The sequence below is a fragment of the Lonepinella sp. MS14435 genome (genome assembly GCF_042485795.1).
Taxonomy (GTDB): domain Bacteria; phylum Pseudomonadota; class Gammaproteobacteria; order Enterobacterales; family Pasteurellaceae; genus Lonepinella.
In genome coordinates, this window is sequence record NZ_CP169368.1 from 1536014 (window position 1) to 1557258 (window position 21245).

At 38.6% G+C, this 21245-nt stretch carries 17 protein-coding genes; 11 read left to right on the plus strand and 6 right to left on the minus strand.

Annotation, left to right across the window (positions count from 1 at the left end):
* The first annotated feature begins 54 nt into the window (after nucleotides 1-54).
* The 4 genes from O1Q80_RS07340 (at nucleotide 55) to mrcB (ending at nucleotide 4807) form a co-directional block, all read left to right on the plus strand.
* Nucleotides 55-801: a YdcF family protein gene (locus tag O1Q80_RS07340; protein ID WP_386693147.1), complete on the plus strand. Its 747-nt coding sequence runs from the start codon at nucleotides 55-57 to the stop codon at nucleotides 799-801.
* Between the two features lies 1 nt (nucleotide 802).
* The gene (gene znuC / locus O1Q80_RS07345) at nucleotides 803-1597 is read left to right on the plus strand and encodes a zinc ABC transporter ATP-binding protein ZnuC (RefSeq protein ID WP_386686397.1); all 795 of its coding nucleotides are present in this window, start codon (nucleotides 803-805) and stop codon (nucleotides 1595-1597) included.
* Nucleotides 1598-1605: 8 nt separating this feature from the next.
* On the plus strand, nucleotides 1606-2391 hold the full coding sequence (gene znuB / locus O1Q80_RS07350; RefSeq protein ID WP_386686399.1) for a zinc ABC transporter permease subunit ZnuB: 786 nt from the start codon (nucleotides 1606-1608) through the stop codon (nucleotides 2389-2391).
* Between the two features lie 70 nt (nucleotides 2392-2461).
* The gene (mrcB, locus tag O1Q80_RS07355) at nucleotides 2462-4807 is read left to right on the plus strand and encodes a penicillin-binding protein 1B (protein WP_386694039.1); all 2346 of its coding nucleotides are present in this window, start codon (nucleotides 2462-2464) and stop codon (nucleotides 4805-4807) included.
* A gap of 83 nt (nucleotides 4808-4890) precedes the next feature.
* Here mrcB and O1Q80_RS07360 read toward each other — a convergent pair whose 3' ends face one another.
* Nucleotides 4891-6204, minus strand: coding sequence for an NCS2 family permease (locus O1Q80_RS07360; RefSeq protein WP_386686404.1), 1314 nt, complete (start codon nucleotides 6202-6204; stop codon nucleotides 4891-4893).
* Nucleotides 6205-6502: 298 nt separating this feature from the next.
* On the opposite strand from O1Q80_RS07360, the gene O1Q80_RS07365 reads away from it, so the two are divergent.
* The gene (locus O1Q80_RS07365) at nucleotides 6503-7708 is read left to right on the plus strand and encodes an aromatic amino acid transport family protein (RefSeq protein WP_386694041.1); all 1206 of its coding nucleotides are present in this window, start codon (nucleotides 6503-6505) and stop codon (nucleotides 7706-7708) included.
* A 97-nt stretch (nucleotides 7709-7805) separates the two neighbouring features.
* Here the strand turns inward: O1Q80_RS07365 and scrK are convergent, their stop codons facing one another.
* Together scrK and O1Q80_RS07375 are read right to left on the minus strand one after the other, a co-directional pair.
* Nucleotides 7806-8684 (minus strand): fructokinase ScrK, encoded by an 879-nt coding sequence (scrK, locus tag O1Q80_RS07370; protein ID WP_386694044.1) that lies wholly within the window; start codon nucleotides 8682-8684, stop codon nucleotides 7806-7808.
* A 119-nt stretch (nucleotides 8685-8803) separates the two neighbouring features.
* A complete protein-coding gene (locus O1Q80_RS07375) occupies nucleotides 8804-10726 on the minus strand; it encodes a glucose PTS transporter subunit IIA (protein ID WP_386694047.1) in 1923 nt (640 codons plus the stop codon).
* A 162-nt stretch (nucleotides 10727-10888) separates the two neighbouring features.
* Between O1Q80_RS07375 and O1Q80_RS07380 the strand changes: the two genes are divergently transcribed.
* Nucleotides 10889-12322: a sucrose-6-phosphate hydrolase gene (locus tag O1Q80_RS07380; protein WP_386694049.1), complete on the plus strand. Its 1434-nt coding sequence runs from the start codon at nucleotides 10889-10891 to the stop codon at nucleotides 12320-12322.
* 48 nt (nucleotides 12323-12370) lie between these two features.
* Here the strand turns inward: O1Q80_RS07380 and gloB are convergent, their stop codons facing one another.
* Nucleotides 12371-13072: a hydroxyacylglutathione hydrolase gene (gene gloB / locus O1Q80_RS07385; RefSeq protein ID WP_386694051.1), complete on the minus strand. Its 702-nt coding sequence runs from the start codon at nucleotides 13070-13072 to the stop codon at nucleotides 12371-12373.
* 23 nt (nucleotides 13073-13095) lie between these two features.
* Between gloB and O1Q80_RS07390 the strand changes: the two genes are divergently transcribed.
* Entirely contained in the window at nucleotides 13096-13803 is a 708-nt protein-coding gene (locus O1Q80_RS07390) for a class I SAM-dependent methyltransferase (protein WP_386694054.1), read from the plus strand.
* A 28-nt stretch (nucleotides 13804-13831) separates the two neighbouring features.
* Here the strand turns inward: O1Q80_RS07390 and thiI are convergent, their stop codons facing one another.
* The gene (gene thiI / locus O1Q80_RS07395) at nucleotides 13832-15280 is read right to left on the minus strand and encodes a tRNA uracil 4-sulfurtransferase ThiI (protein ID WP_386694055.1); all 1449 of its coding nucleotides are present in this window, start codon (nucleotides 15278-15280) and stop codon (nucleotides 13832-13834) included.
* A gap of 111 nt (nucleotides 15281-15391) precedes the next feature.
* Here thiI and O1Q80_RS07400 point away from each other — a divergent pair, with 111 nt between their 5' ends.
* Genes O1Q80_RS07400 through dxs form a run of 4 tightly spaced genes read left to right on the plus strand, consistent with a single transcriptional unit; the run spans nucleotide 15392 to nucleotide 19976 of the window.
* Nucleotides 15392-16861 carry an RNA-binding domain-containing protein gene (locus O1Q80_RS07400; RefSeq protein WP_386694058.1) on the plus strand — a complete coding sequence of 490 codons (1470 nt, stop codon included), beginning with the start codon at nucleotides 15392-15394 and terminating at the stop codon, nucleotides 16859-16861.
* Nucleotides 16862-16919: 58 nt separating this feature from the next.
* Nucleotides 16920-17183 carry an exodeoxyribonuclease VII small subunit gene (gene xseB / locus O1Q80_RS07405; RefSeq protein WP_386686422.1) on the plus strand — a complete coding sequence of 88 codons (264 nt, stop codon included), beginning with the start codon at nucleotides 16920-16922 and terminating at the stop codon, nucleotides 17181-17183.
* Nucleotides 17173-18066 carry a (2E,6E)-farnesyl diphosphate synthase gene (gene ispA / locus O1Q80_RS07410; protein WP_386696164.1) on the plus strand — a complete coding sequence of 298 codons (894 nt, stop codon included), beginning with the start codon at nucleotides 17173-17175 and terminating at the stop codon, nucleotides 18064-18066. Before xseB ends, ispA begins: the two co-directional genes overlap by 11 nt.
* A gap of 44 nt (nucleotides 18067-18110) precedes the next feature.
* Nucleotides 18111-19976, plus strand: coding sequence for a 1-deoxy-D-xylulose-5-phosphate synthase (gene dxs / locus O1Q80_RS07415; protein WP_386686426.1), 1866 nt, complete (start codon nucleotides 18111-18113; stop codon nucleotides 19974-19976).
* A gap of 148 nt (nucleotides 19977-20124) precedes the next feature.
* On the opposite strand, the gene selD is transcribed toward dxs, so the two are convergent.
* Nucleotides 20125-21183 carry a selenide, water dikinase SelD gene (gene selD / locus O1Q80_RS07420; protein ID WP_386694061.1) on the minus strand — a complete coding sequence of 353 codons (1059 nt, stop codon included), beginning with the start codon at nucleotides 21181-21183 and terminating at the stop codon, nucleotides 20125-20127.
* Nucleotides 21184-21245: the final 62 nt, after the last annotated feature.

Below are 21245 nucleotides of genomic sequence, written 5' to 3' on the forward strand. Positions count from 1 at the left end.
GAGTTTCGTTTAATTTTCGGGAATAATAACCGCACTTTTTATTGAGAAAATACTATGTTTGAACTAACCAAATTGATTACGGCTCTCATCTTACCGCCAGCGAATGTGATTATTCTGGCGATTTTTGCTTTATTCTGTCTATTATTTCGTTGTCCTAAACTGGCTTTTTTTAGTGCTTTATTGGCTATCATTACTTTGTACATTGTTAGCTTGCCTTATACAGCGCAAAAACTCAGTGACAGCTTAACCACAAAAGATAACTTAAGCGTAGAAGATTATCGGCAAGCTCAGGCTATTGTGGTGTTAGGCGGTGGTTTGCGTGATAGCAGTGAATTGTATAATAGTTTAACTGTACCAGGTTTGGTATTAGAGCGGATGCGATACGCTGCCTATTTACATAAAGAAACCGAACTGCCGATTTTAATTAGTGGTGCTAGCCCGAACGGCAATTCCGAAGCTAAAGTTATCGCACAAGAATTTTTTACTTTTTTCGGTGTGCAACCAAAATGGCTAGAAGAAAAAGCATTAAATACGGTTGAAAATGCAAAATATAGCCATGAAATTCTTGAGCGTGAAGGGATTTCAAAAATTATTCTAATTACTAATCAATGGCACATGCAACGTTCAAAATTACTGTTTGAAAAAGAGGGATTTACCGTATTACCTGCGAGTGTAGGTAATGGTATAACACCTGAAAGCTATGATTTAAACTATATGCACTTTGTTCCACAAGCTGGGGCGATTGGTGCCAATATGCAATTATTAAAAGAATGGATCGGTTACTGGAAAGAGAAATTTTAATATGAAAATCAAATCCATTCAGCTACCCAAACAACCGTTGGTAGCGTTAAATAACATTAATGTGACGTTCTCACAAAAAGTCGCTTTACAAAATATTAATTTACGCATTTATCCTAACTCGGTGATGACTATTGTGGGTCCGAACGGTGGGGGAAAATCCACTTTATTAAAGGTATTACTTAAATTATTAACGCCGACTAGTGGTGATGTGGTTTATAGTAAAAATCTACGTATTGGCTATGTGCCACAAAAAATCCATTTAGATCCAAGTTTACCAATAACAGTGGAAAAATTTTTATCGTTGAAAAAAGGCATTACCAAAAACGATATGCAACAGGCATTGGAATTGCTGTCAGTTTCTCATTTAATCAAAAATAGTATGCAAAAGCTGTCTGGTGGCGAAATGCAACGGGTGTTGATCGCTCGTGCTATTCTGAACAAACCCAATTTGTTAGTGCTAGATGAACCTACTCAAGGTGTCGATATTAACGGTCAAGTAGAACTGTATCAGTTGATTAAACAAACTCGCGAAAAATTAAATTGTGCCATTCTAATGGTTTCTCATGATTTACATATCGTGATGGCTGATACCAATGAAGTCTTATGCGTTAATCATCATATTTGTTGTGCTGGCACACCTGAAGCCGTGTCTAATGATCCCAAATTTATTCATTTTTTTGGTGACCAATTTGCTAAAAATATTGCCGTTTATACGCATCATCATAACCACCAACACAATATTCACGGTGATGTCTGTTGTCAGGATGATCAGACTTGTGCAGAACATAATAAATAAGGAAAGATATGTTTGAAATTATTTTCCCAGCTTGGCTTGCTGGTATTTTATTGTCGTTTATTACTGCACCTTTAGGGGCATTTGTGGTGTGGCGGAAAATGGCATATTTTGGCGATACCCTTTCTCACTCTGCCCTGCTCGGGGTGGCATTAGGGATTTTCTTCCAAATTAATCCTTACATTGCCATTTTAACGCTCACCCTGATTTTAGCCATTACGATGGTTTGGTTAGAAAATAATACCCAATTTTCGGTGGATACTTTGCTTGGCATTATTGCTCATAGCTGTCTTTCCCTTGGGGTGATTACCGTACAATTATTACAAAATGTACGCGTGGATTTGATCGGTTATTTGTTTGGTGATTTACTGGCGGTCAACTTTGATGATCTCATTTATATTGGAGTTGGCGTTGCTGTGGTATTAAGTCTATTACTCTATTTTTGGCGACCACTGATTTCAATTACTGTTAGCCCTGAACTGGCTCAAGTGGAAGGTATTAATGTAAAAAGAATGCGATTTATTTTAATGATTTTAACCGCACTTACTATCGCATTAAGTATGACATTTGTCGGGGCATTAATTATTACTTCATTATTGATTATTCCAGCAGCCACCGCCAGACGTTTTGCTCGTACGCCAGAAAGCATGGCAATAATTGCGGTAATCATTAGTATGATTGCGGTGAGTTTGGGATTAACTCTTTCCGCATTGTATAATACGGCATCAGGGCCATCGGTAGTAGTTGCATCAAGTGTACTGTTTTTATTTTCACTACTTAAAAAAGAAAACAGTTAAAATGAGTAATATTTCTATGCTAGAATGAGTTTATCGACTAGGGCAAGTTTAGAATTTATTAGGTAAATTAATGTCAACCGAACAAGAAAAAAATCCTTCAACAGAACAAACGCCAGCAAAAATTCCTTTTAGCCAACGACATAAATGGAAATTATTTTTTGCTAAAGCCATTTTCAGTATAGGAATGCTTACAGTTTTTTATGGAGCTTATTTAGACTGGCAAATTCGTTCCAAAATGGATGGACAAATTTGGCGTTTACCTGCCGAAGTGTATAGCCGTATTGAGAGTGTTCGTTTGCAAGATAATCTAACCCTAAATGATGTTACACAATTATTACTCAATAACGATTATCGTCAAACCAGCTTTGTGGCTGCCCCTGGGGATTTTAAAATTGAAAATGATACTATCGTGTTATTACGTCGATCATTTCCGTTTCCTGATAAAATGGAACCACAACGGGTAATTCGTTTACGCTTTAGTGATGAGAAATTAACGGTTATCGAAGATTTAGTCAATCAAGTGACAATTGATGAATTTCGTTTAGCCCCCAAATTAGTGGCAATGTTGCAATCTGATAATGAAGAACGCCTAGCCATTCCATTACAAAATTATCCACGACTATTAATTGATACCCTAATTTTAACCGAAGATCGCCGTTTTTATGAACATCAAGGTGTCAGTCTTATCAGTATTGCTCGTGCTATGATCAGCAATATTCGTGCGGGTCAAACTGTACAAGGTGGAAGTACCCTAACGCAACAATTAGTCAAAAATTTATTTTTAACTAATGAACGTTCGATTACACGTAAAATTAACGAAGCCTTAATGGCTATTATGTTGGATTTACGCTACGACAAAAATACCATTTTAGAAACCTATCTTAATGAAATTTATCTTGGTCAAAATGGTGACACCCAAATTCACGGTTTTGAGCTGGCGAGCCATTTCTTTTTTGGTCGCCCAGTGCGAGAAATCAGCTTAGATCAAATAGCCTTATTAGTCGGCATGGTGAAAGGTCCATCATTGTATAACCCTTGGCGTAATCCAACTAATGCGAAAGAACGCCGTAATGTTGTGTTAGGCTTAATGTTAGAACATAAAATGATCGACCAAGAATTATTTGATTTGTTAAGCCAACGTCCATTAGGCGTGCAAGAAAAAGGCTCGGTTACTCGCCCCTATCCTGCATTTATTCAAACATTGCAATCTGAATTACGCCAAAATTTGGGAGAAAATAAATCCTCCAGTTTATTGGGGGCAAGAATTTTCACTACCCTTGATGTTAAACAACAAGCCTACGCTGAACAAGCGGTTGTGGACGCTACACAAAAATTACAGTTGAAAGTGAAAAATCCACATTTACAATCTGCAATGGTCATCGCAGATTATCAAAAAGGTGAAATTAGAGCCATTGTTGGCGGATTACAAACCCAATATGCTGGCTTTAACCGTGCATTTATGGCAAAACGTCAAATCGGTTCTTTAGTTAAACCTTCCATTTATTTAACCGCACTTTCCGATCCTGATCGGTTTAGATTGAATAGTCCGATTAATAACCAACCAATTACCATTAATATAAAAGGTAGTCCACCTTGGCAACCAAAAAACTATGACCATAAATATAGCGGATCAGTATTATTAATAGATGCGTTAACTCGTTCGCTGAATATTCCAACGGTTAATATTGGCATGAAAGTAGGATTAACCAAGGTGATTGAGACCCAGCAAGCGATGGGTTGGGATCAGGTTTCTATTCCCAAAGTTCCTGCTATGTTATTAGGATCCTATAGTATTTCACCCTATGATGTAACAAAATTATTCCAAGTGATTGCGAATAATGGTGGCAAAATTCCATTAAGCACTATTAACACTATTACTGACCGTCAAGGTGAAGTGATTTACCAACATCAAACTGAACCTGAGCAAGTTGTACCAAGCCAAGCAACAGTACAAACCTTATATGCTATGCAACAAGTGGTAGAGCGTGGCACGGCTCGTAGTTTACAAAATGATTTTGCCCGCTTACATCTTGCAGGAAAAACAGGCACAACCAATGATGCTCGTGATACTTGGTATGTGGGTATTGATGGAGAAAACGTAGCAACTGTTTGGTTAGGACGTGACGACAATGGCGAAACGGGTTTAACTGGTGCAAGTGGTGCATTGGAAATTTATAAGAATTACTTACAACGTGCCGAAGTCAGCCCATTAGAACTGAAAAAAGTAGATGAGATTAAATGGGTAGGGATTAATAGCTATGGTAGTTGGAACTGTTACAGCCCTGCACGGAATATTCCTGTTTGGGCAAATAAAGGGCAGGATTTCTGTGCTTCATCAACAATAGATCCAACTATTTTACTATCGACCCCACGTAAAACGCCTGCACCTGTTGAAGATGCCAAACCTGCTGGTTAAATAATAGCGAACAAAAAAGTGCGGTGTATTTTGATTGAAAAATCATCAAAAATCCACCGCACTTTATGCTAATTAACTAAAAACTAAATCGCCCAACCACAAGCATAAAATGCTACTAAAGCAATCGCAATTAACACTGTGCCAATATTGAGTTTTTTGAACTCGCCAGATACTACTCGACCGATCACTAATGCAGCAAAACCAAGCATAATCCCAGTCACGATATTGGCGGTTAGCACAATAAATACCGCACAAATTAAACCGCTCATTGCACCGACAAAATCAGTAAAATCTAATTTACTCACATTGCTTAACATTAACAAGCCTACATACATTAAGGCTGGAGCGGTAGCGTAACTTGGTACTAAAAAAGCCAAAGGTTGGAAAAATAACATTAACAGGAATAATATGCCGACCACAATGGCGGTGATCCCCGTTTTTCCACCAGCTGCTGTTCCCGCCGCCGATTCAATATATACTGCCGCAGGTGCTGTACCGAAAATACCCGAGAATAAACTACTCACAGAATCCGATGTTAACGCTTTACCGCCATTAATAATTTGTCCGTCTTTATCTAACAAATTACCTTGCCCAGCTACCGCACGAATAGTTCCAGTGGCATCAAATACCGCGGTCATCACCAAGGCAAAAACCACGGGTAAAATCGCAGGTTGCAATGCACCCATAATATCTAATTGTAAGAATAAAGACTGTTCGCCAAAGCTCGGCATTTTAAACACTTCACCTGAGAATTTCACATTCGGATCGAAAATTAAGCCGATAATAGTAATCGCAATAATCACCCAAAGAATTGCACCTTTTACTTTCATTTTCTCTAAGCCAACAATCAACGCCAAGCCGATTAATGACATCAATACAGGGAAAGAGGTAAATTCACCTAATTTAACTAAGGTTCCGTTTGGATTTGATACCACAATACCTACGCCACTAGTCGCAATTAAGAGTAAAAATAAACCAATACCAATCCCTGCACCATGAGCAATACTGGACGGAAGATTACGCAAAATCCAAGAACGAATGCCAGTGGCAGAAATTAAAGTAAACACTGCCCCCATTAGGAACACCGCTCCCAAAGCGACAGGAATACTCACCTGCTGCCCAATAACCAAACTAAATGCTGTAAATGCGGTTAATGAAATAGCACAACCAATCGCCATTGGAGCATTTGCCCATAAGCCAATTAAGATTGAACCTAAACCAGAAACTAAGCAGGTGGCAATAAATACACTTTCTGCTGGAAAACCAGCCTGACTAAGCATATTTGGCACCACAATAACTGAATAAACCATCGCCAAAAAGGTGGTAAGTCCTGCGATAATTTCTTGACGAATATTTGAACCACGAGCAGAAAGCTCGAACTGTTGTTCTAAAGACATAAAACTTCCTAAATGAGTTAAGTTGGAAAAAAGCGTATTCTACCTGAAAGCACAAAATAGTAAACGTTTGCGTAAAATATTTTTATCTGCAAATTAAGTTGGTTATCTCCAGTAAAATCGTAGCTTCTATGGGTGTGTTAAATATTTTCCAAAATTAAACCGCACTTTTTTATTATTTTCTATAAATAATGCGTAAAAATAGCAAAATGGTATAAAAATTTCTTACAAAAATAAAAATTCTCGTTAGAATGACGGTACTTTTTTATCATTTATTTTTACTTAACTTAAGGAAAGCTATATGAGAAGTAAAACCTTTGGTAGTGCATTAATTGTTGCTGGCACAACAATCGGTGCGGGTATGGTGTCAATGCCATTAACATCAGCTGGAATGGGTTTTGGCTATACCGTGGCATTGTTAGTGATGCTTTGGATATTATTATGTTATAGTGCATTACTATTTGTGGAAGTTTATCAAAAAGCAGAACGCCAAGATGCGGGAATCGCTACCCTAGCCGAACAATATTTTGGTATGACTGGGCGAGTGTTAGCTACTTTGGCGTTAGTCATTTTTATGTACGCTATTCTCACCGTTTATGTATTAATGAGTAGCGATTTAATCTCCACCGTGTTGCCTGCTTTAACCGAATATGGTACGGCGATTTCAGTTATCTTTACGCTATTTTTTGCGATTTTTATTATTGCAGGCACAGGACATGTTGATATTGCCACTCGCCTACTATTTATTGCCAAATTAGCCGCATTTGTTGTGTTATTATTCCTAATGATCCCTAAAGTGACGATGGATAATCTGATGGCAATCCCATTAGATAAAGCATTATTAATTTCGGCTAGTCCATTTTTCTTTACATCTTTTGGTTTCCATGTGGTCATTCCAAGTATCAACCGATATTTAGAAGGTAATGTTGCCCGTTTAAGAACCTCTATTATTGTGGGAACAGGGTTGCCTTTAGCACTCTATATTATGTGGCAAATGTCAACTCATGGCGTATTGACACAATCTGAATTTGTACAAATTCTTAATCAAGAACCTACATTAGGCGGATTAATCAAAGCGGTAACGCATATCACAGGCAGCCATTTTATCGGTTGGTCGGTACGTTTATTCTCATTATTTGCCTTGATCACATCTTTCTTAGGCGTTGCACTCGCCTTATTTGATTGCTTAGATGACTTACTAAAACGTGTAAAGATTAGATCTAACCGTCTATCTTTAGGCTTATTAACCTTTGTGCCTGTGTTATTCTTCGCTTTGTTCTATAATGATTTCTTATCCGTATTAGCTTTTGCTGGACAAATGTTTACATTCTACGGTTTAGTATTACCTGTGGGTATGGTGTGGCGTGCAAGAAAACGTTATCCAGAGATGCCTTATCGAGTCATCGGTGGCAACATTTCTTTACTCATTGCTTTATTGCTTGGTGTGCTAATTATTAATGTTCCATTCTTAATTCAGGCAGGTTATTTACCGAATGTCATCGGTTAGAATGAAATTTAGGTGTATGACTATGCACCTTTGAATAATACAAGTGCGGTGAAAAATAATGATTTTTTCACCGCACTTTTGTCCACGATACCTGATCTTATTGAGCGACTTGTTTTGCCAAAGCAAAATTACCTAAAGTAGCCGAACCATTTTCCGCTACCGCAGGGATAACAACATATTCATTCAAATCAGGTACTGGCACATAGCCATTTAACAGTTCAGTAAATTGCTGGCGAACGCGTTGCAACATGTGATGTTGAGCCATGACACCACCGCCAAATACAATCACTTGTGGACGATATAATAGGGTCGCTTGTAAGGCAGCTTGTGCGATATAATAGGCTTGAATATCCCAAATATCAGAATCTTGAGCAATTAATTCGCCACGAATACCAGAACGAGCTTCTAACGATGGACCAGCGGACAAACCCTCTAAACAATTTTTATGGAAAGGACAAGTACCATGAAAACCTTTAGCTTGATCTTGTGGATGTAACGCCACTAAAACGTGACCTGCTTCGGTATGACCAATCCCCCCAACAAATTCACCATGTTGAATAGCACCCGCACCAATGCCCGTGCCAATCGTATAATAAACTAAACTCGTCACATTTTTACGGACAAGGATTTCACCAAAAGCAGATGAATTAACATCTGTGGTAAAATAAAAAGGGACATTAACCGATTTCTTAATGGTTCCTACTAAATCTACATTTGCCCAGTTTGGTTTTGGTGTGGTGGTAATATAACCGTAGGTTGGTGAATTTTTATCAATATCAATCGGACCAAATGAACCAATCCCAATACCTTGTAAACGATCTGCATAACGTTGGAAAAAAGCGACTGTTTGAGCGAGAGTTTCATCTGGTGTTGTAGTTGGAAATTGTACTTTTTCCACTACGTTAAACTGCTCATCCCCCACTGCACAAATAAATTTTGTGCCGCCAGCTTCAAGGCTGCCATATAATTTTGTCATAATTAATTCTCTTTATTCTACTGTTACAAATAACGTAGGGGCGAACCCATTTGTTCGCCCGCAAATTATACTTGATTAATCAATGGGCAGACATATCGATCCAACCCTACAAATTAATGTTATTTTACTACTTTCAAGAAATTATCGCCATGGGCAACATTTCCTTGAGCAATACCTTTGACTGCACTAAATTCATCTGTATTGGTAATAATCAACACTGTAGTGTGATCGAATCCAGCTGCCGCAATTTTAGCTAAATCAAAGTTGGCTAAAGGTGTACCCGCTTTTACTTTATCACCTACTTTTACCAATGGCTCAAAACCGTCACCTTTCATTTTCACCGTATCAATACCGATATGGATTAAAATTTCTGTGCCATTTGTTGTTTTTAAACCATAAGCATGACCCGTACCATGAACAATTTCAACCACCGCATCGGCTGGAGCATAAGCCACGCCTTCGGTTGGTTTCACCGCTAGACCATCTCCCATTACGCCAGATGAAAAAACAGGATCATTCACATTTTCTAAAGCAACAATTTCACCTGTCATTGGAGCAAGTAAGATTTCCTCTACAGGTTTACTTGCCACCGCTGCAGGGGGTTCAACTGCGGTGTTTTTTTCTTCTGTTTTTGGTTCAACTTTTTTCTCTGTCGGCTTTTCATCTTCATAGCCAAACATATAGGTCAATGCAAAGGCTACGGCTGTGGTTGACAACACCATGATGGCATAAGACAGAATTTGCCCATTGAGATAAAGTAATGAACCTGGAATAATGGTAATACCAAAGCCCGTACCTGCAAGCCCTAAAATGGAAGCTAAACAACCACCAAATGCCCCTGCAATTAAACCCATAATAAATGGTTTACCATAGCGTAAGTTAACCCCGAAGATCGCAGGTTCAGTAATTCCTAACCCTGCAGAAAGGGCGGCTGGATAAGCCAAGGCTTTTAATTTCAAGGATTTGGTTTTGAAACCTACAGCTAAGGTTGCCCCTGCTTGAGCTGTCATCGCCGCTGTGATAATCGCATTAAATGGATCTTGTCCGTCTGCAGCAATAAGTTGAGATTCAAGCAAGTTGAAAATATGATGCACGCCAGTAACAACGATGACTTGATGCACCCCACCAATAATCAATCCTGAAATACCATAAGGCAAGGCTAATAAGAATTTTGTGCCTGCCAATACATAGTTTTCTACAGAATGGAAAATCGGACCAATCACCAATAAGGCTAAAATAGACATCACTAAAAACGTGGTAAATGGCACCACTAATAATGCTAATACATCAGGCACTCTTTTGCTAAACCATTGCTCAAATTTCGCCCCAATTAAACCCACGAAAAACGCAGGCAACACGGAGTTTTGATAGCCCACCACAGGAATAAAATCAAAGAAGTAAATCGGTTCAGCACCACCAGAAGCAACAGCCCACGCATTTGGTAAAGCAGGACTTACCATCATTAACCCTAAAACTAACCCAATCACAGGATTGCCACCGAATACACGGAAAGCCGACCAACAAATTAATGCAGGGAAGAAAATAAAGGCAGTGTCTGTTAATACTTGGGTATAAATATAGAAATGTGAAGCAGAAAAAGCAGCGGAGGTTGTACCGAAAAGGCTCAAGATCGCATCATTGTTAATGGCTCCACGCACCCCCATAAATAAACCTGTTGCAACGATTGCTGGTAACAATGGCACGAAAACATCACCAAAAGTACGAATCGCACGTTTAAACCAATGCCCTTGTGGTTGAGCTGGTGCAGCAGTTTGTGTCGTTTGGTTTGAACCACCATTTAATGCCATCACTTCCGCATAAATTTTGTTTACTGTCCCTGTCCCCAAAATAATTTGATATTGTCCTGAATTAAAGAATGCTCCTTTGACTTTATCCAAGTCTTCGATAGTATCTTTATCAATTTTTGACTCATCTTTTACCATAATACGTAAACGAGTCGCACAATGTGCAAAACTTTGCACGTTGTCAAAGCCTCCAATGGCTTCGACAATTTTCTTTGCAATTTCTGTATCATTCATCATTGCAAAATCTCCATAAGATAAGGGTTAATAAACTTCATTCACTTTATCATTTTTTGCCGACAAATTAAACGAATATTTATTCGGTTTATCCTGTCAAATATTGCTTTTTCAAAAGCTAAATATTCGGTACTATACAAGGAAATATCATCATTGGAGAGAATTATGGCATTTACTACAGAACAACGTTATCGTGCTTATGCTGACTGGTCAGCGGAGTATATCGAAAAAATTAAAAAAAACACCGCACTTTCACCGTGGCGAACACATTTCCATATTGAAACTCCACACGGCTTACTCAACGATCCGAACGGTTTTTCCTATTTTAATGGTAAATTCACCTTGTTTTACCAATATTTTCCTTTCGGTGCCGCTCATGGCTTAAAATCTTGGGTACACACGGAAAGCACTGATCTTGTGCATTTCAAACAAACTGGCACCGTCATGTATCCCGATACCCCTTTAGATAGTCATGGTGCCTACTCAGGTTCCGCCATGCAATTCGGTGATAAATTATTTCTCTTTTACACGGGCAATGTACGTGATGAAAATTGGGTGCGTCACCCTTATCAAATTGGGGCGTTAATGGATCAGAATGGCAACATTGAAAAGCTCAATAAAATACTCATTGAGCAACCTGATGATGTTACCGATCATTTCCGTGACCCTCAAATTTTTGATTATCATGGACAATATTATGCCATTGTGGGCGGTCAAAATTTAGCGAAAAAAGGTATTATTAAGCTCTACAAAGCACGTAATAATGACTACCAGCAATGGGATTACGTCAATGATCTTGATTTTGCCAATGATAACACTGCCTATATGATGGAATGCCCGAATATTGTTTTTGTCGCTGACAAGCCAGTCTTAATCTATTGTCCGCAAGGCTTAGATAAGTCCGTATTGGATTATCAAAATATTTATCCAAATATGTTCAAAATCGGTGATAATCTTGATGTAGAACAAGCAAAACTCATCAATCCTACCCCATTACAACAATTAGATTACGGCTTTGAATTTTACGCGACACAAGCCTTTAATGCCCCTGATGGTCGAGCGTTATGTATCAGTTGGCTAGCCTTGCCAGATATGGAATATCCAACGGATAAATATGATTATCAAGGCTGTCTTTCTTTAGTTAAACAGCTTTCTATTAAGAATGGCAAATTATGTCAAAATCCTGTGGCAGGCATGGTGAATTTGAGAACCACCCAAGCTACTTTTGCTGAACGACAACACACCAATAATATTTACGAATTAGAACTCAATTTCGCACCAAACATTCGTCACGAAATAATATTAATGGCGGATAAAAATGGTAACGGATTAACTATTATCGTTGACACCACTAAAGGTGAAGTCATTGTAGATCGCTCAAACTGCGGTGAAAAATTTGCAGAAAAATTTGGTACCGTTCGTTCTTGTCAAATTGAAAAACAAGCCACCACTGCTCGTATTTTTATAGATAGATCGGTGTTTGAAATCTTTATCAATGGCGGTGAAAAGGTCTTTTCTGGACGTGTTTTCCCCAATGCAGAGCAAACAGGAATTACCATTAAACAAGGCAATCCAACGGGCTATTTCTATCAACTATAATGTAGATCTAAGTATAGGGTGCATTTTACTTGCACCCTTATATCTTGATTAAAATTTATCTTTATCTTGTCTAAACTTAATAAATTGTGGTAAATCTTCTGCCTGCAAAAATGGGTTAATTTCCTTTTCTAACAATAAAGTCGTTGGCATACTCGGCAACCCTTGTTTTCTTAAGGATTCAACCAAAACTTTATGCTTTTGCACCGCACTTTTATCTTCTAATACGGTTTCTGCAAACGCCAAATTCGCTAAGGTATATTCGTGTCCAGCACAAATCAACGTATCATCAGGCAAGGCTTTTAAGCGTTGAATAGATTCAAACATCTGCTGATAATCCCCCGTAAACACTCGACCACAACCCACTGAAAACAAACAATCACCACAAAATAAATGACCGTCAACCAAAAAACTCACATGATTTGTCGTATGCCCTCCCGTTGGAATGACTTCAATGTGATAATCATTTAATTCAATTTTCCCCCTATCCACTACTTGCGTTAAGCCCAAATACGCACATTCAGTTGGACCAATAATCGGCACATCAGGAAAATAGCGTTTAAATTCTGTCACACCAGCAACATGGTCATTATGGTTATGGGTCAAGAAAAGTGCGGTAATTTTATAGGGATTTTGTTCAAAAAATGATAAGATAGGCTTAATTTCAGGAATATCGATCACAATTATCGATAAATTATCTCGTGAATAAAGCCAAATATAGTTATCATTACGGGCAGGAATTGCTTTTAACATTGTTTCTCTCTCTAAGGTTGAATATGGCACAAATACGTTGGCAAGCGAAATCAGCGAAAGCCTTTAAATTACCGTCTAGTTGGCAACAATTACCAAAAGGCGAACAATATTGCGAAACGCTTGGGGATTATTTTGCCAAATTTTCGCCCTTAATAACAGGAAAACAATTAGTTCGCCTAGGTGGATTAAGTGCCGAGCTAGAATGTAAAATGTCGCTCCCCTATCATTTTGTGCTAAGTCCAGAAATAAATAGTCATTTAACCGCATTATCTAATCAAAACAGCTATTCTCTAATTCAAGGGGATTTGGTTGAATTGCCTTTTGAAAGCCAATCCGTAGATGTTTGTATATCCGCCAACACTCTCAATTTTATGCAAGATCCGCATCAACTGTTACGGGAAATTCAACGAATTTTAACCGATGATGGTTATTTGTTTTTGTCAATTTTCAACCCTTTTAGCGGATTACTGTTCAAACAAAAAATAAATCAACCTCAAAATCCAGCGTTACCGTTCCGCCATTTTTTGCCTTGTCGTATTATTGACTGGTTACATTTACTCAATTTTGAAATTATTCAACAACAAACTTTAGCCAATCTGTTTGCGATTGTGGCAAAAAAACAAACCTATCCATTGAGTTTGCAACCACAAAAACAGCGATTTGATCCAAGCAAGATTTTTCAGGGTGAGCCAGTGGGAGCATTTCGAAAAGTGGAAAAACATGAAATATAAGGTGCGAAAGAATGCACCTTAATTCTATCTATTGCCCAAACACCAACACATTCGCAAATCCTTGCTCTTTCAAATACAACGCCTGCAATTTGCTCATTACTCCACGTTCGCAATACAGTACATAATTTTTACTTTGGTCAAGATTACCAAATTGTGAACTAAGTTTATAAAATGGCATTAATTGTATGGTTTTGCCGTCTAATACCAGCGGTTTTTCATCGATTTCTTCTGGACTACGAATATCTAAAATCACGTCATTTTCGCCTAACACAGAAACGGTATCCACTTGCACCACATCTTTTTCGGTTTGCTCGGCAATTTGACGAATATCTAAATATTGTGCATTTTGCACCGCACTTTCTAATACGTTGAAATCAAAATTTTGTTCTTCGGCTTCAATTTTTTCCCGAATCGCTTTTACCGTTGGATTTTTAGAAATTACCCCACAAAATTCAGGCATGGATTTTGCAATATCGTCCGTGCCGATCTGTTTTGCTATGGCAATAATTTGCTCTTTATCGTGGGTAATCAATGGTCGTAACACCAACGCACTGGCGGCTTCATCAATCAAACGTAAATTAGTCAGCGTTTGGCTCGATACCTGCCCTAAGGCTTCCCCCGTAACAATCGCTTCAATAGCAAACCGTTCAGCAACTCGGCTGGCAGCTCGCACCATCATGCGTTTTAACACCACGCCCATTTGCCCGTTATCCACTTTTTCCAAAATCTCGCCCACAACTTGCTCAAAATTAATCGCAACAAAGCGTACCTTATGAGAACTGCTATAACGCTGCCAAATATGATACGCCATTTGTTTCACGCCAATTTCGTGTGCTGCACCGCCAAGGTTGAAAAAGCAATAATGCACACGACTACCACGGCGAATCAGCATATAGCTAGACACACCCGAATCAAAACCGCCCGAAATCAAGGAAAGCACATCTTCTTGCGTACCTATCGGATAACCGCCAATGCCAGCAAAGCGTTGTTTAATAAAGATTAATTTGTCATTTTCTACTTCAATTCGCACCGTAACATCAGGATTTTTCAATTTCACTTTGGCAGTTTCAATATGTTGATTTAACCCACCACCCACATAACGCTCAATTTCTAGCGAACTAAAAGAATGTTGCCCACGGCGTTTGGCTCGTACGCAAAAAGTTTTGCCATTCAAGCTATCGCCCACTTGTTGCAAAGTTTGCTCAAAAATATTATGCAGGTCGGTAAAGGGTTTTTCTTCCACTTCTAAAAAATGATGGATCCCCGGAATTCGCCCAATTAGCTCAATTAACTGCGGTCGAAATTCTTCATTTTTTGACCGCACTTCAATAAAATCCCAATGACGCACCACTGCCAAGGTATCATCGTGTTTGCTTAACACTTGGCGAATATTGCTAGTTAAAATCTTAATAAACCGTTTGCGAACGCTGTCGCTTTTAATCATGATTTCAGGGAAAAGTTTGATGATAAATTTCATTGGGTTGCTCTTTAAACTAAAAAATTTCGGGCATTATACAGGAAATTTTTATATTCGGGAAAAATCAAGTAGAATACTGCTACGCAAAGCCGTTCATTCAAAGGGGACATCGTGGAAAAACAAGCACTACGAGAGCTGATTCAATTCGGTGAGAAAATCAATGTGGAATTTAAAGCATCGCAAAATGCGTTGACAAAAGATATTTTTGATACGATTTGTGCTTTCAATAATCGCATTGGTGGGCATATTTTTCTTGGGGTGAACGATCAAAAAGTGATTGTAGGGGTAAATCAGGACAAGCAAGATAAAATCATTAAAGAACTCACTACGGCGATCAACAATCCACAAAAAATTTACCCACCTTTATATTTAACCCCTGTGCCGATAGAAATAGAGGGTAAAACCATTATTTATCTGCGAGTACCTGAAGGAACGCAAGTCTGTCGGCATAATGGGCGAATTTGGGATCGCTCATTTGAAGGCGATATTAATATTACCGATCAAGCGGAACAGGTTTACAAACTCTACACTCGCAAGCAAGGCAGTTATTTTGTCAATAAAGTTTATCCAAATTTACCCCTTGATTTGCTTGATCAAGCAGTAATTGAAAAAGCTCGAAAAATGGCATTAGGACGAAATCAACATCACGCTTGGGGCGAAATGAACAATGAAGAAATGCTACGCAGTGCGAATTTGATTTTGATCGATCCTGAAACCAATAAAGAAGGGATTACGCTGGCAGCGATTTTGCTGTTTGGTAAGGAAAATGCGATTATGTCCGTCTTACCACAACATAAAACAGATGCTATTTTTCGGGTAGAAAATAAGGATCGTTATGATGATCGCGATGTCATTACAACAAATTTAATTGATAGCTATCAACGGCTTATTCAATTTGGGCAAAAACATTTAAATGATCTGTTTGTGTTAGACGGTATTTTTAATGTGAGTGCCAGAGATCGCATTTTGCGAGAAATTGTGTCAAACACGCTTGCTCACCGTGACTATTCAGGTGGTTTTCCTGCCAAAATGATTATTGAAGAAGATAAAATTACTATTGAAAACAGCAATCTCCCGCACGGTATTGGTACATTAGATTTACAGCGTTTTGAACCTTTTCCAAAAAATCCGACTATTTCAAAAGTATTTCGAGAAATTGGCTTGGCAGATGAATTAGGCTCTGGAATGCGGAATACCTATAAATATACCCAACTTTATTCGCAATCTAAACCCACTTTTACTGAGGGGGAAATATTTAAAATTGAAATTCCGTTGCAACCCATAGCGACCCATAAAGTCGGAAAAAATGCTGAATTGCAAGATGTCGCTCGAGATGTCGCTCGAGATGTCGCTCGAGATGTCGCTCAAGATGTCGCTCGAGATGTCCTTCAAGAAAATAACAAAGATAAAATTATCCTATTTATTAAAGAAAAAATAAAACTAGATCCTAGAATAACAAGGCAATCAATAGCAAATGAGCTGGGAATGAGTAAAAAAACCATTGAACGTTATATTAGCGAAATTAGTGAATTAAATTATGTTGGACGTGGTAAACACGGTCATTGGGAATTAAAAGAATAACCCACTTAATTATTTTCTTGTAAAATAATTAAACTTTAGCAAATAACAGGAATAAAAAATGGCACGTAAACCAAAAGAAGCAGAAAATGAATTAGATTTTGAAAGCACGCTTGCTCAATTAGAACAGGTGGTTAATCAATTAGAAAGTGGCGATTTGCCTTTAGAAGAGGCGTTAAAAACCTTTGAAAGCGGCGTAAATCTGGCGAAACAGGGACAGCAACGGTTACAACAAGCTGAACAACGAATTCAGATTTTATTACAAAAAAATGCCACCGCAGAACTCAGTGATTATGAACAAGGACAGCAAGATGATGGTTTATAATTTTAAGCAAGATTTAGCCGATATTCAGCAACATATTAACGATTTTATGCTGGCACAATTTGATGAAATTGATTGCTCGCCCTCACCTTTAGCCGATGCGATGAAATACGGTTTATTGCTTGGCGGCAAGCGGATTCGTCCATTTTTGGTGTATGCCACTGGGCGAATGCTCGGGGCAGAGATGACAGCGTTAAATTATGCGGCGGCGGCATTGGAATGTATTCATGCTTATTCTTTGATTCACGATGATTTACCCGCCATGGATAATGATGATTTAAGACGCGGGCAGCCGACTTGCCATATTGCCTTTGATCATGCCACCGCCATTTTGGCAGGTGATGCCTTACAAGCCTTTGCCTTTGAAATTCTAACCAAAAACACCGCACTTTCCGTTGAGCAAAAATTAGCATTAGTGCAGGTATTAAGCCGTGCATCTGGGGTACAAGGAATGTGTTTAGGGCAAAGTTTAGATTTGCTGTCAGAGCATAAACAGGTGTCGTTAGCGGAATTAGAAACTATTCATCGCAATAAAACAGGGGCATTACTCTGTTGTGCAGTTACTATGGGTTTTATCTGTTCGCCTGAATTTGGTAATCAAAATTTGGCTCAACAGCTTGAAAATTATTCCAAAGCGATCGGACTGGCATTTCAAGTGCAAGATGATATTTTGGATATTGTGGGCGAACAAACAGAAATCGGTAAACCAGTGGGATCGGATTTGGATTTAGGTAAAAGCACTTATCCCAAACTGCTCGGACTTGATGGTGCAAAACAAAAAGCACACGAGTTATATCAAACTGCGGTGCAAAATCTGGCAGAAATGCCATTTGATACTACCGCTCTGTTATCTTTAGCGGAATTTGTAGTTAGCCGAAAAAGCTAGTAGAATACACCCAATTTTATCATTAACATTAAACCCATAACCTTATGACTGATTACTCGCTACTTTCACATATTAATTCACCTGATGATTTGCGTTCATTAAGCAAAGAACAACTCCCCCAAGTATGCAATGAATTACGCCAATATTTACTCGAAAGCGTGAGCCAAAGTAGTGGTCATTTAGCTTCTGGTTTAGGTTGTGTTGAGCTAACTGTGGCATTACATTACATATATAAAACTCCATTCGATCAATTAATTTGGGACGTAGGACATCAAGCCTATCCGCATAAAATTCTAACGGGTCGCCGTGAGCAAATGTCAACTATTCGCCAAAAAGACGGTTTACACCCTTTTCCGTGGCGTGAAGAAAGCGAATTTGATGTATTAAGCGTGGGACATTCTTCTACATCAATTAGTGCAGGTTTAGGTATTGCCATTGCCGCTGAAAAAGAAAATGCAGGGCGAAAAACGGTGTGTGTTATTGGAGATGGTGCGATTACTGCAGGTATGGCGTTTGAAGCCCTGAATCATGCGGGTGCAGTGCATACCGATATGTTGGTCATTTTAAATGATAACGAAATGTCCATTTCTAAAAATGTCGGGGCATTGAATAATCATCTTGCACGTCTTTTTTCAGGTTCAATTTATTCTACGGTACGTGATAGTAGCAAGAAAATTTTAAATAAAGTTCCTACGATTAAAAACTTTATGAAAAAAACGGAAGAACACATGAAAGGTGTAATGTTTTCTCCCGAAAGTACCTTATTTGAAGAACTCGGTTTTAACTATATTGGTCCTATTGATGGACACAATATTGATGATTTAGTCGTTACTTTAAGTAATATGAGAGATCTTAAAGGTCCACAATTCTTGCACGTTCGTACCAAAAAAGGCAAAGGATACGCCCCAGCGGAAAAAGATCCCATTGGTTATCATGGTGTACCAAAGTTCGATCCAAGCTGTTGCGAATTACCAAAATCCAGTAGTAAACCAACTTATTCCAAAATCTTTGGTGATTGGTTATGTGAAATGGCAGAAAAAGATGAAAAATTAGTAGGAATTACGCCTGCCATGCGTGAAGGTTCGGGCATGGTAGAATTTTCTGAACGTTTTCCCGAACAATATTTTGATGTTGCCATTGCGGAACAACATGCCGTGACGTTTGCGGCTGGCTTAGCAATAGGTGGTTATAAGCCTGTTGTTGCCATTTACTCTACTTTCTTGCAACGTGCCTACGATCAATTAATCCACGATGTCGCTATTCAAAATTTGCCCGTACTATTTGCTATTGACCGTGCGGGTATTGTGGGAGCGGACGGGCAAACTCATCAAGGGGCATTTGATTTAAGTTTTATGCGTTGTATTCCTAATATGATCATAATGACCCCAAGTGATGAAAACGAATGCCGTCAAATGCTCTACACGGGCTATCAATGTGGTCAGCCCGCTGCAGTGCGTTATCCTCGTGGTAATGCAGTTGGCGTGAAACTTGAACCATTACACGAATTAGTGATCGGGCAAGCAAAACCTGTTAAACAAGGGGAAAAAATTGCCATCTTGAATTTTGGCACATTATTACCGAATGCACTAGAAGTTGCAGAGAAACTTAATGCAACAGTGATTGATATGCGTTTTGTTAAACCATTAGATGTGGATTGTATTAAACAGATTGCCAAAACTCATGAGTTAATTGTAACCTTAGAAGAAAATGCCATTCAAGGTGGTGCTGGATCGGGTGTAGCAGAAGTATTAATTTCTCAACCAAAACCTACCGCACTTTTACAACTTGGTTTACCTGATAGATTCATTCCACAAGGCACACAACAGGAAATGTTGGTAGAATTAGGATTAGATGCAAAAGGGATTGAGGCACAAATTGGAGATTTTTTACAAAATCTAAAAAAAATCTGAACTAATTTAAAAATCTCTAGTCTGATTAATTGCTAGTGCACTGCTTATTTTGATCCTTAATATAGCAGTCGTTTTTTTCAAATCTTTTATTATGTAAAGACTTACCGCTATCCCTATTCGATAGCGGTTTTTTTCTTTTGTAAAAGTATTAAGAAATCACCCGAATTTTCACCGCACTTTCATCTGTTTTTTCAATTAAACGACCGACTGGTATCAATTCAATTCCTGCTTGTTGAGCCACATCAAAAACTTGTTGATGAACTTGCGGTTCAATAGCAATTAACAAACCACCCGAAGTTTGTGGATCGCATAAAATCGCTTTTTGCACATCGGTTAATGCTGACACTTTATGTCCATAACTCGCAAAATTGCGGTCTGTGCCACCTGGTGTACAACCTTGAGCAATATAATCCAATACGCCATCAAGGGTTTTAAGCTGATTAAATTGTACTTCTGCCTGTAAATCAGCCCCTTCGCACATTTCCAACAAATGTCCCAATAAGCCAAACCCTGTCACATCGGTCATCGCTTTTACACCATCAATTTTTGAAAATTCCGCACCAATATTATTCAATTTCGTCATTGTCTCCGTGGCAAGCCCTTTATGTTGTTCCTGCAATTTACCTTTTTTCTCTGCCGTGGTTAAAATGCCAATCCCTAACGGTTTAGTTAAATAAAGCTGACACCCCGCTATTGCCGAGGCGTTTTTCTTCACTTTTTCGGTGTCAATAATCCCCGTTACCGCCAAGCCAAAAATCGGTTCTGGTGCATCAATAGAATGACCGCCAGCTAAGGAAATCCCTGCTTGATGACACACAAAACGCCCACCATCGACTATTTTTTGTGCTACGTCCACAGGTAACAATTTCAACGGAAAACCTAAAATCGCAATCGCCATTATCGGTTTACCGCCCATGGCATAAATATCGCTGATTGCATTGGTCGCCGCAATACGTCCAAAATCAAAAGGATCGTCCACAATCGGCATAAAGAAATCTGTTGTACTAATTATACCTATACCATTACCAATATCATAAACAGCCGCATCATCTGCCGTATCATTACCCACCAACAAATGCGGATCAGCAAATCTTTCCAATTCCGACTGCAAAATATTTTGCAAATCTTTCGGTGAAATTTTACAACCACAGCCTGCCCCATGGCTGTATTGGGTTAGGCGAATATTTTCTGTTGATGTGTTTGTCATTGTATATGTCCTTTTTGTCACGAAATAATCAATGATTATACTGTAATTTTGCCAATTTAGTG

Excerpts from the sequence above, each read along its gene's own strand:
- O1Q80_RS07340 (WP_386693147.1), top strand. The coding sequence starts at position 55 with ATGTTTGAACTAACCAAATTGATTACGGCTCTCATCTTACCGCCAGCG.
- znuC (WP_386686397.1), top strand. The coding sequence starts at position 803 with ATGAAAATCAAATCCATTCAGCTACCCAAACAACCGTTGGTAGCGTTA.
- znuB (WP_386686399.1), top strand. The coding sequence starts at position 1,606 with ATGTTTGAAATTATTTTCCCAGCTTGGCTTGCTGGTATTTTATTGTCG.
- mrcB (WP_386694039.1), top strand. The coding sequence starts at position 2,462 with ATGTCAACCGAACAAGAAAAAAATCCTTCAACAGAACAAACGCCAGCA.
- O1Q80_RS07360 (WP_386686404.1), bottom strand. The coding sequence starts at position 6,204 with ATGTCTTTAGAACAACAGTTCGAGCTTTCTGCTCGTGGTTCAAATATT.
- O1Q80_RS07365 (WP_386694041.1), top strand. The coding sequence starts at position 6,503 with ATGAGAAGTAAAACCTTTGGTAGTGCATTAATTGTTGCTGGCACAACA.
- scrK (WP_386694044.1), bottom strand. The coding sequence starts at position 8,684 with ATGACAAAATTATATGGCAGCCTTGAAGCTGGCGGCACAAAATTTATT.
- O1Q80_RS07375 (WP_386694047.1), bottom strand. The coding sequence starts at position 10,726 with ATGATGAATGATACAGAAATTGCAAAGAAAATTGTCGAAGCCATTGGA.
- O1Q80_RS07380 (WP_386694049.1), top strand. The coding sequence starts at position 10,889 with ATGGCATTTACTACAGAACAACGTTATCGTGCTTATGCTGACTGGTCA.
- gloB (WP_386694051.1), bottom strand. The coding sequence starts at position 13,072 with ATGTTAAAAGCAATTCCTGCCCGTAATGATAACTATATTTGGCTTTAT.
- O1Q80_RS07390 (WP_386694054.1), top strand. The coding sequence starts at position 13,096 with ATGGCACAAATACGTTGGCAAGCGAAATCAGCGAAAGCCTTTAAATTA.
- thiI (WP_386694055.1), bottom strand. The coding sequence starts at position 15,280 with ATGAAATTTATCATCAAACTTTTCCCTGAAATCATGATTAAAAGCGAC.
- xseB (WP_386686422.1), top strand. The coding sequence starts at position 16,920 with ATGGCACGTAAACCAAAAGAAGCAGAAAATGAATTAGATTTTGAAAGC.
- ispA (WP_386696164.1), top strand. The coding sequence starts at position 17,173 with ATGGTTTATAATTTTAAGCAAGATTTAGCCGATATTCAGCAACATATT.
- dxs (WP_386686426.1), top strand. The coding sequence starts at position 18,111 with ATGACTGATTACTCGCTACTTTCACATATTAATTCACCTGATGATTTG.
- selD (WP_386694061.1), bottom strand. The coding sequence starts at position 21,183 with ATGACAAACACATCAACAGAAAATATTCGCCTAACCCAATACAGCCAT.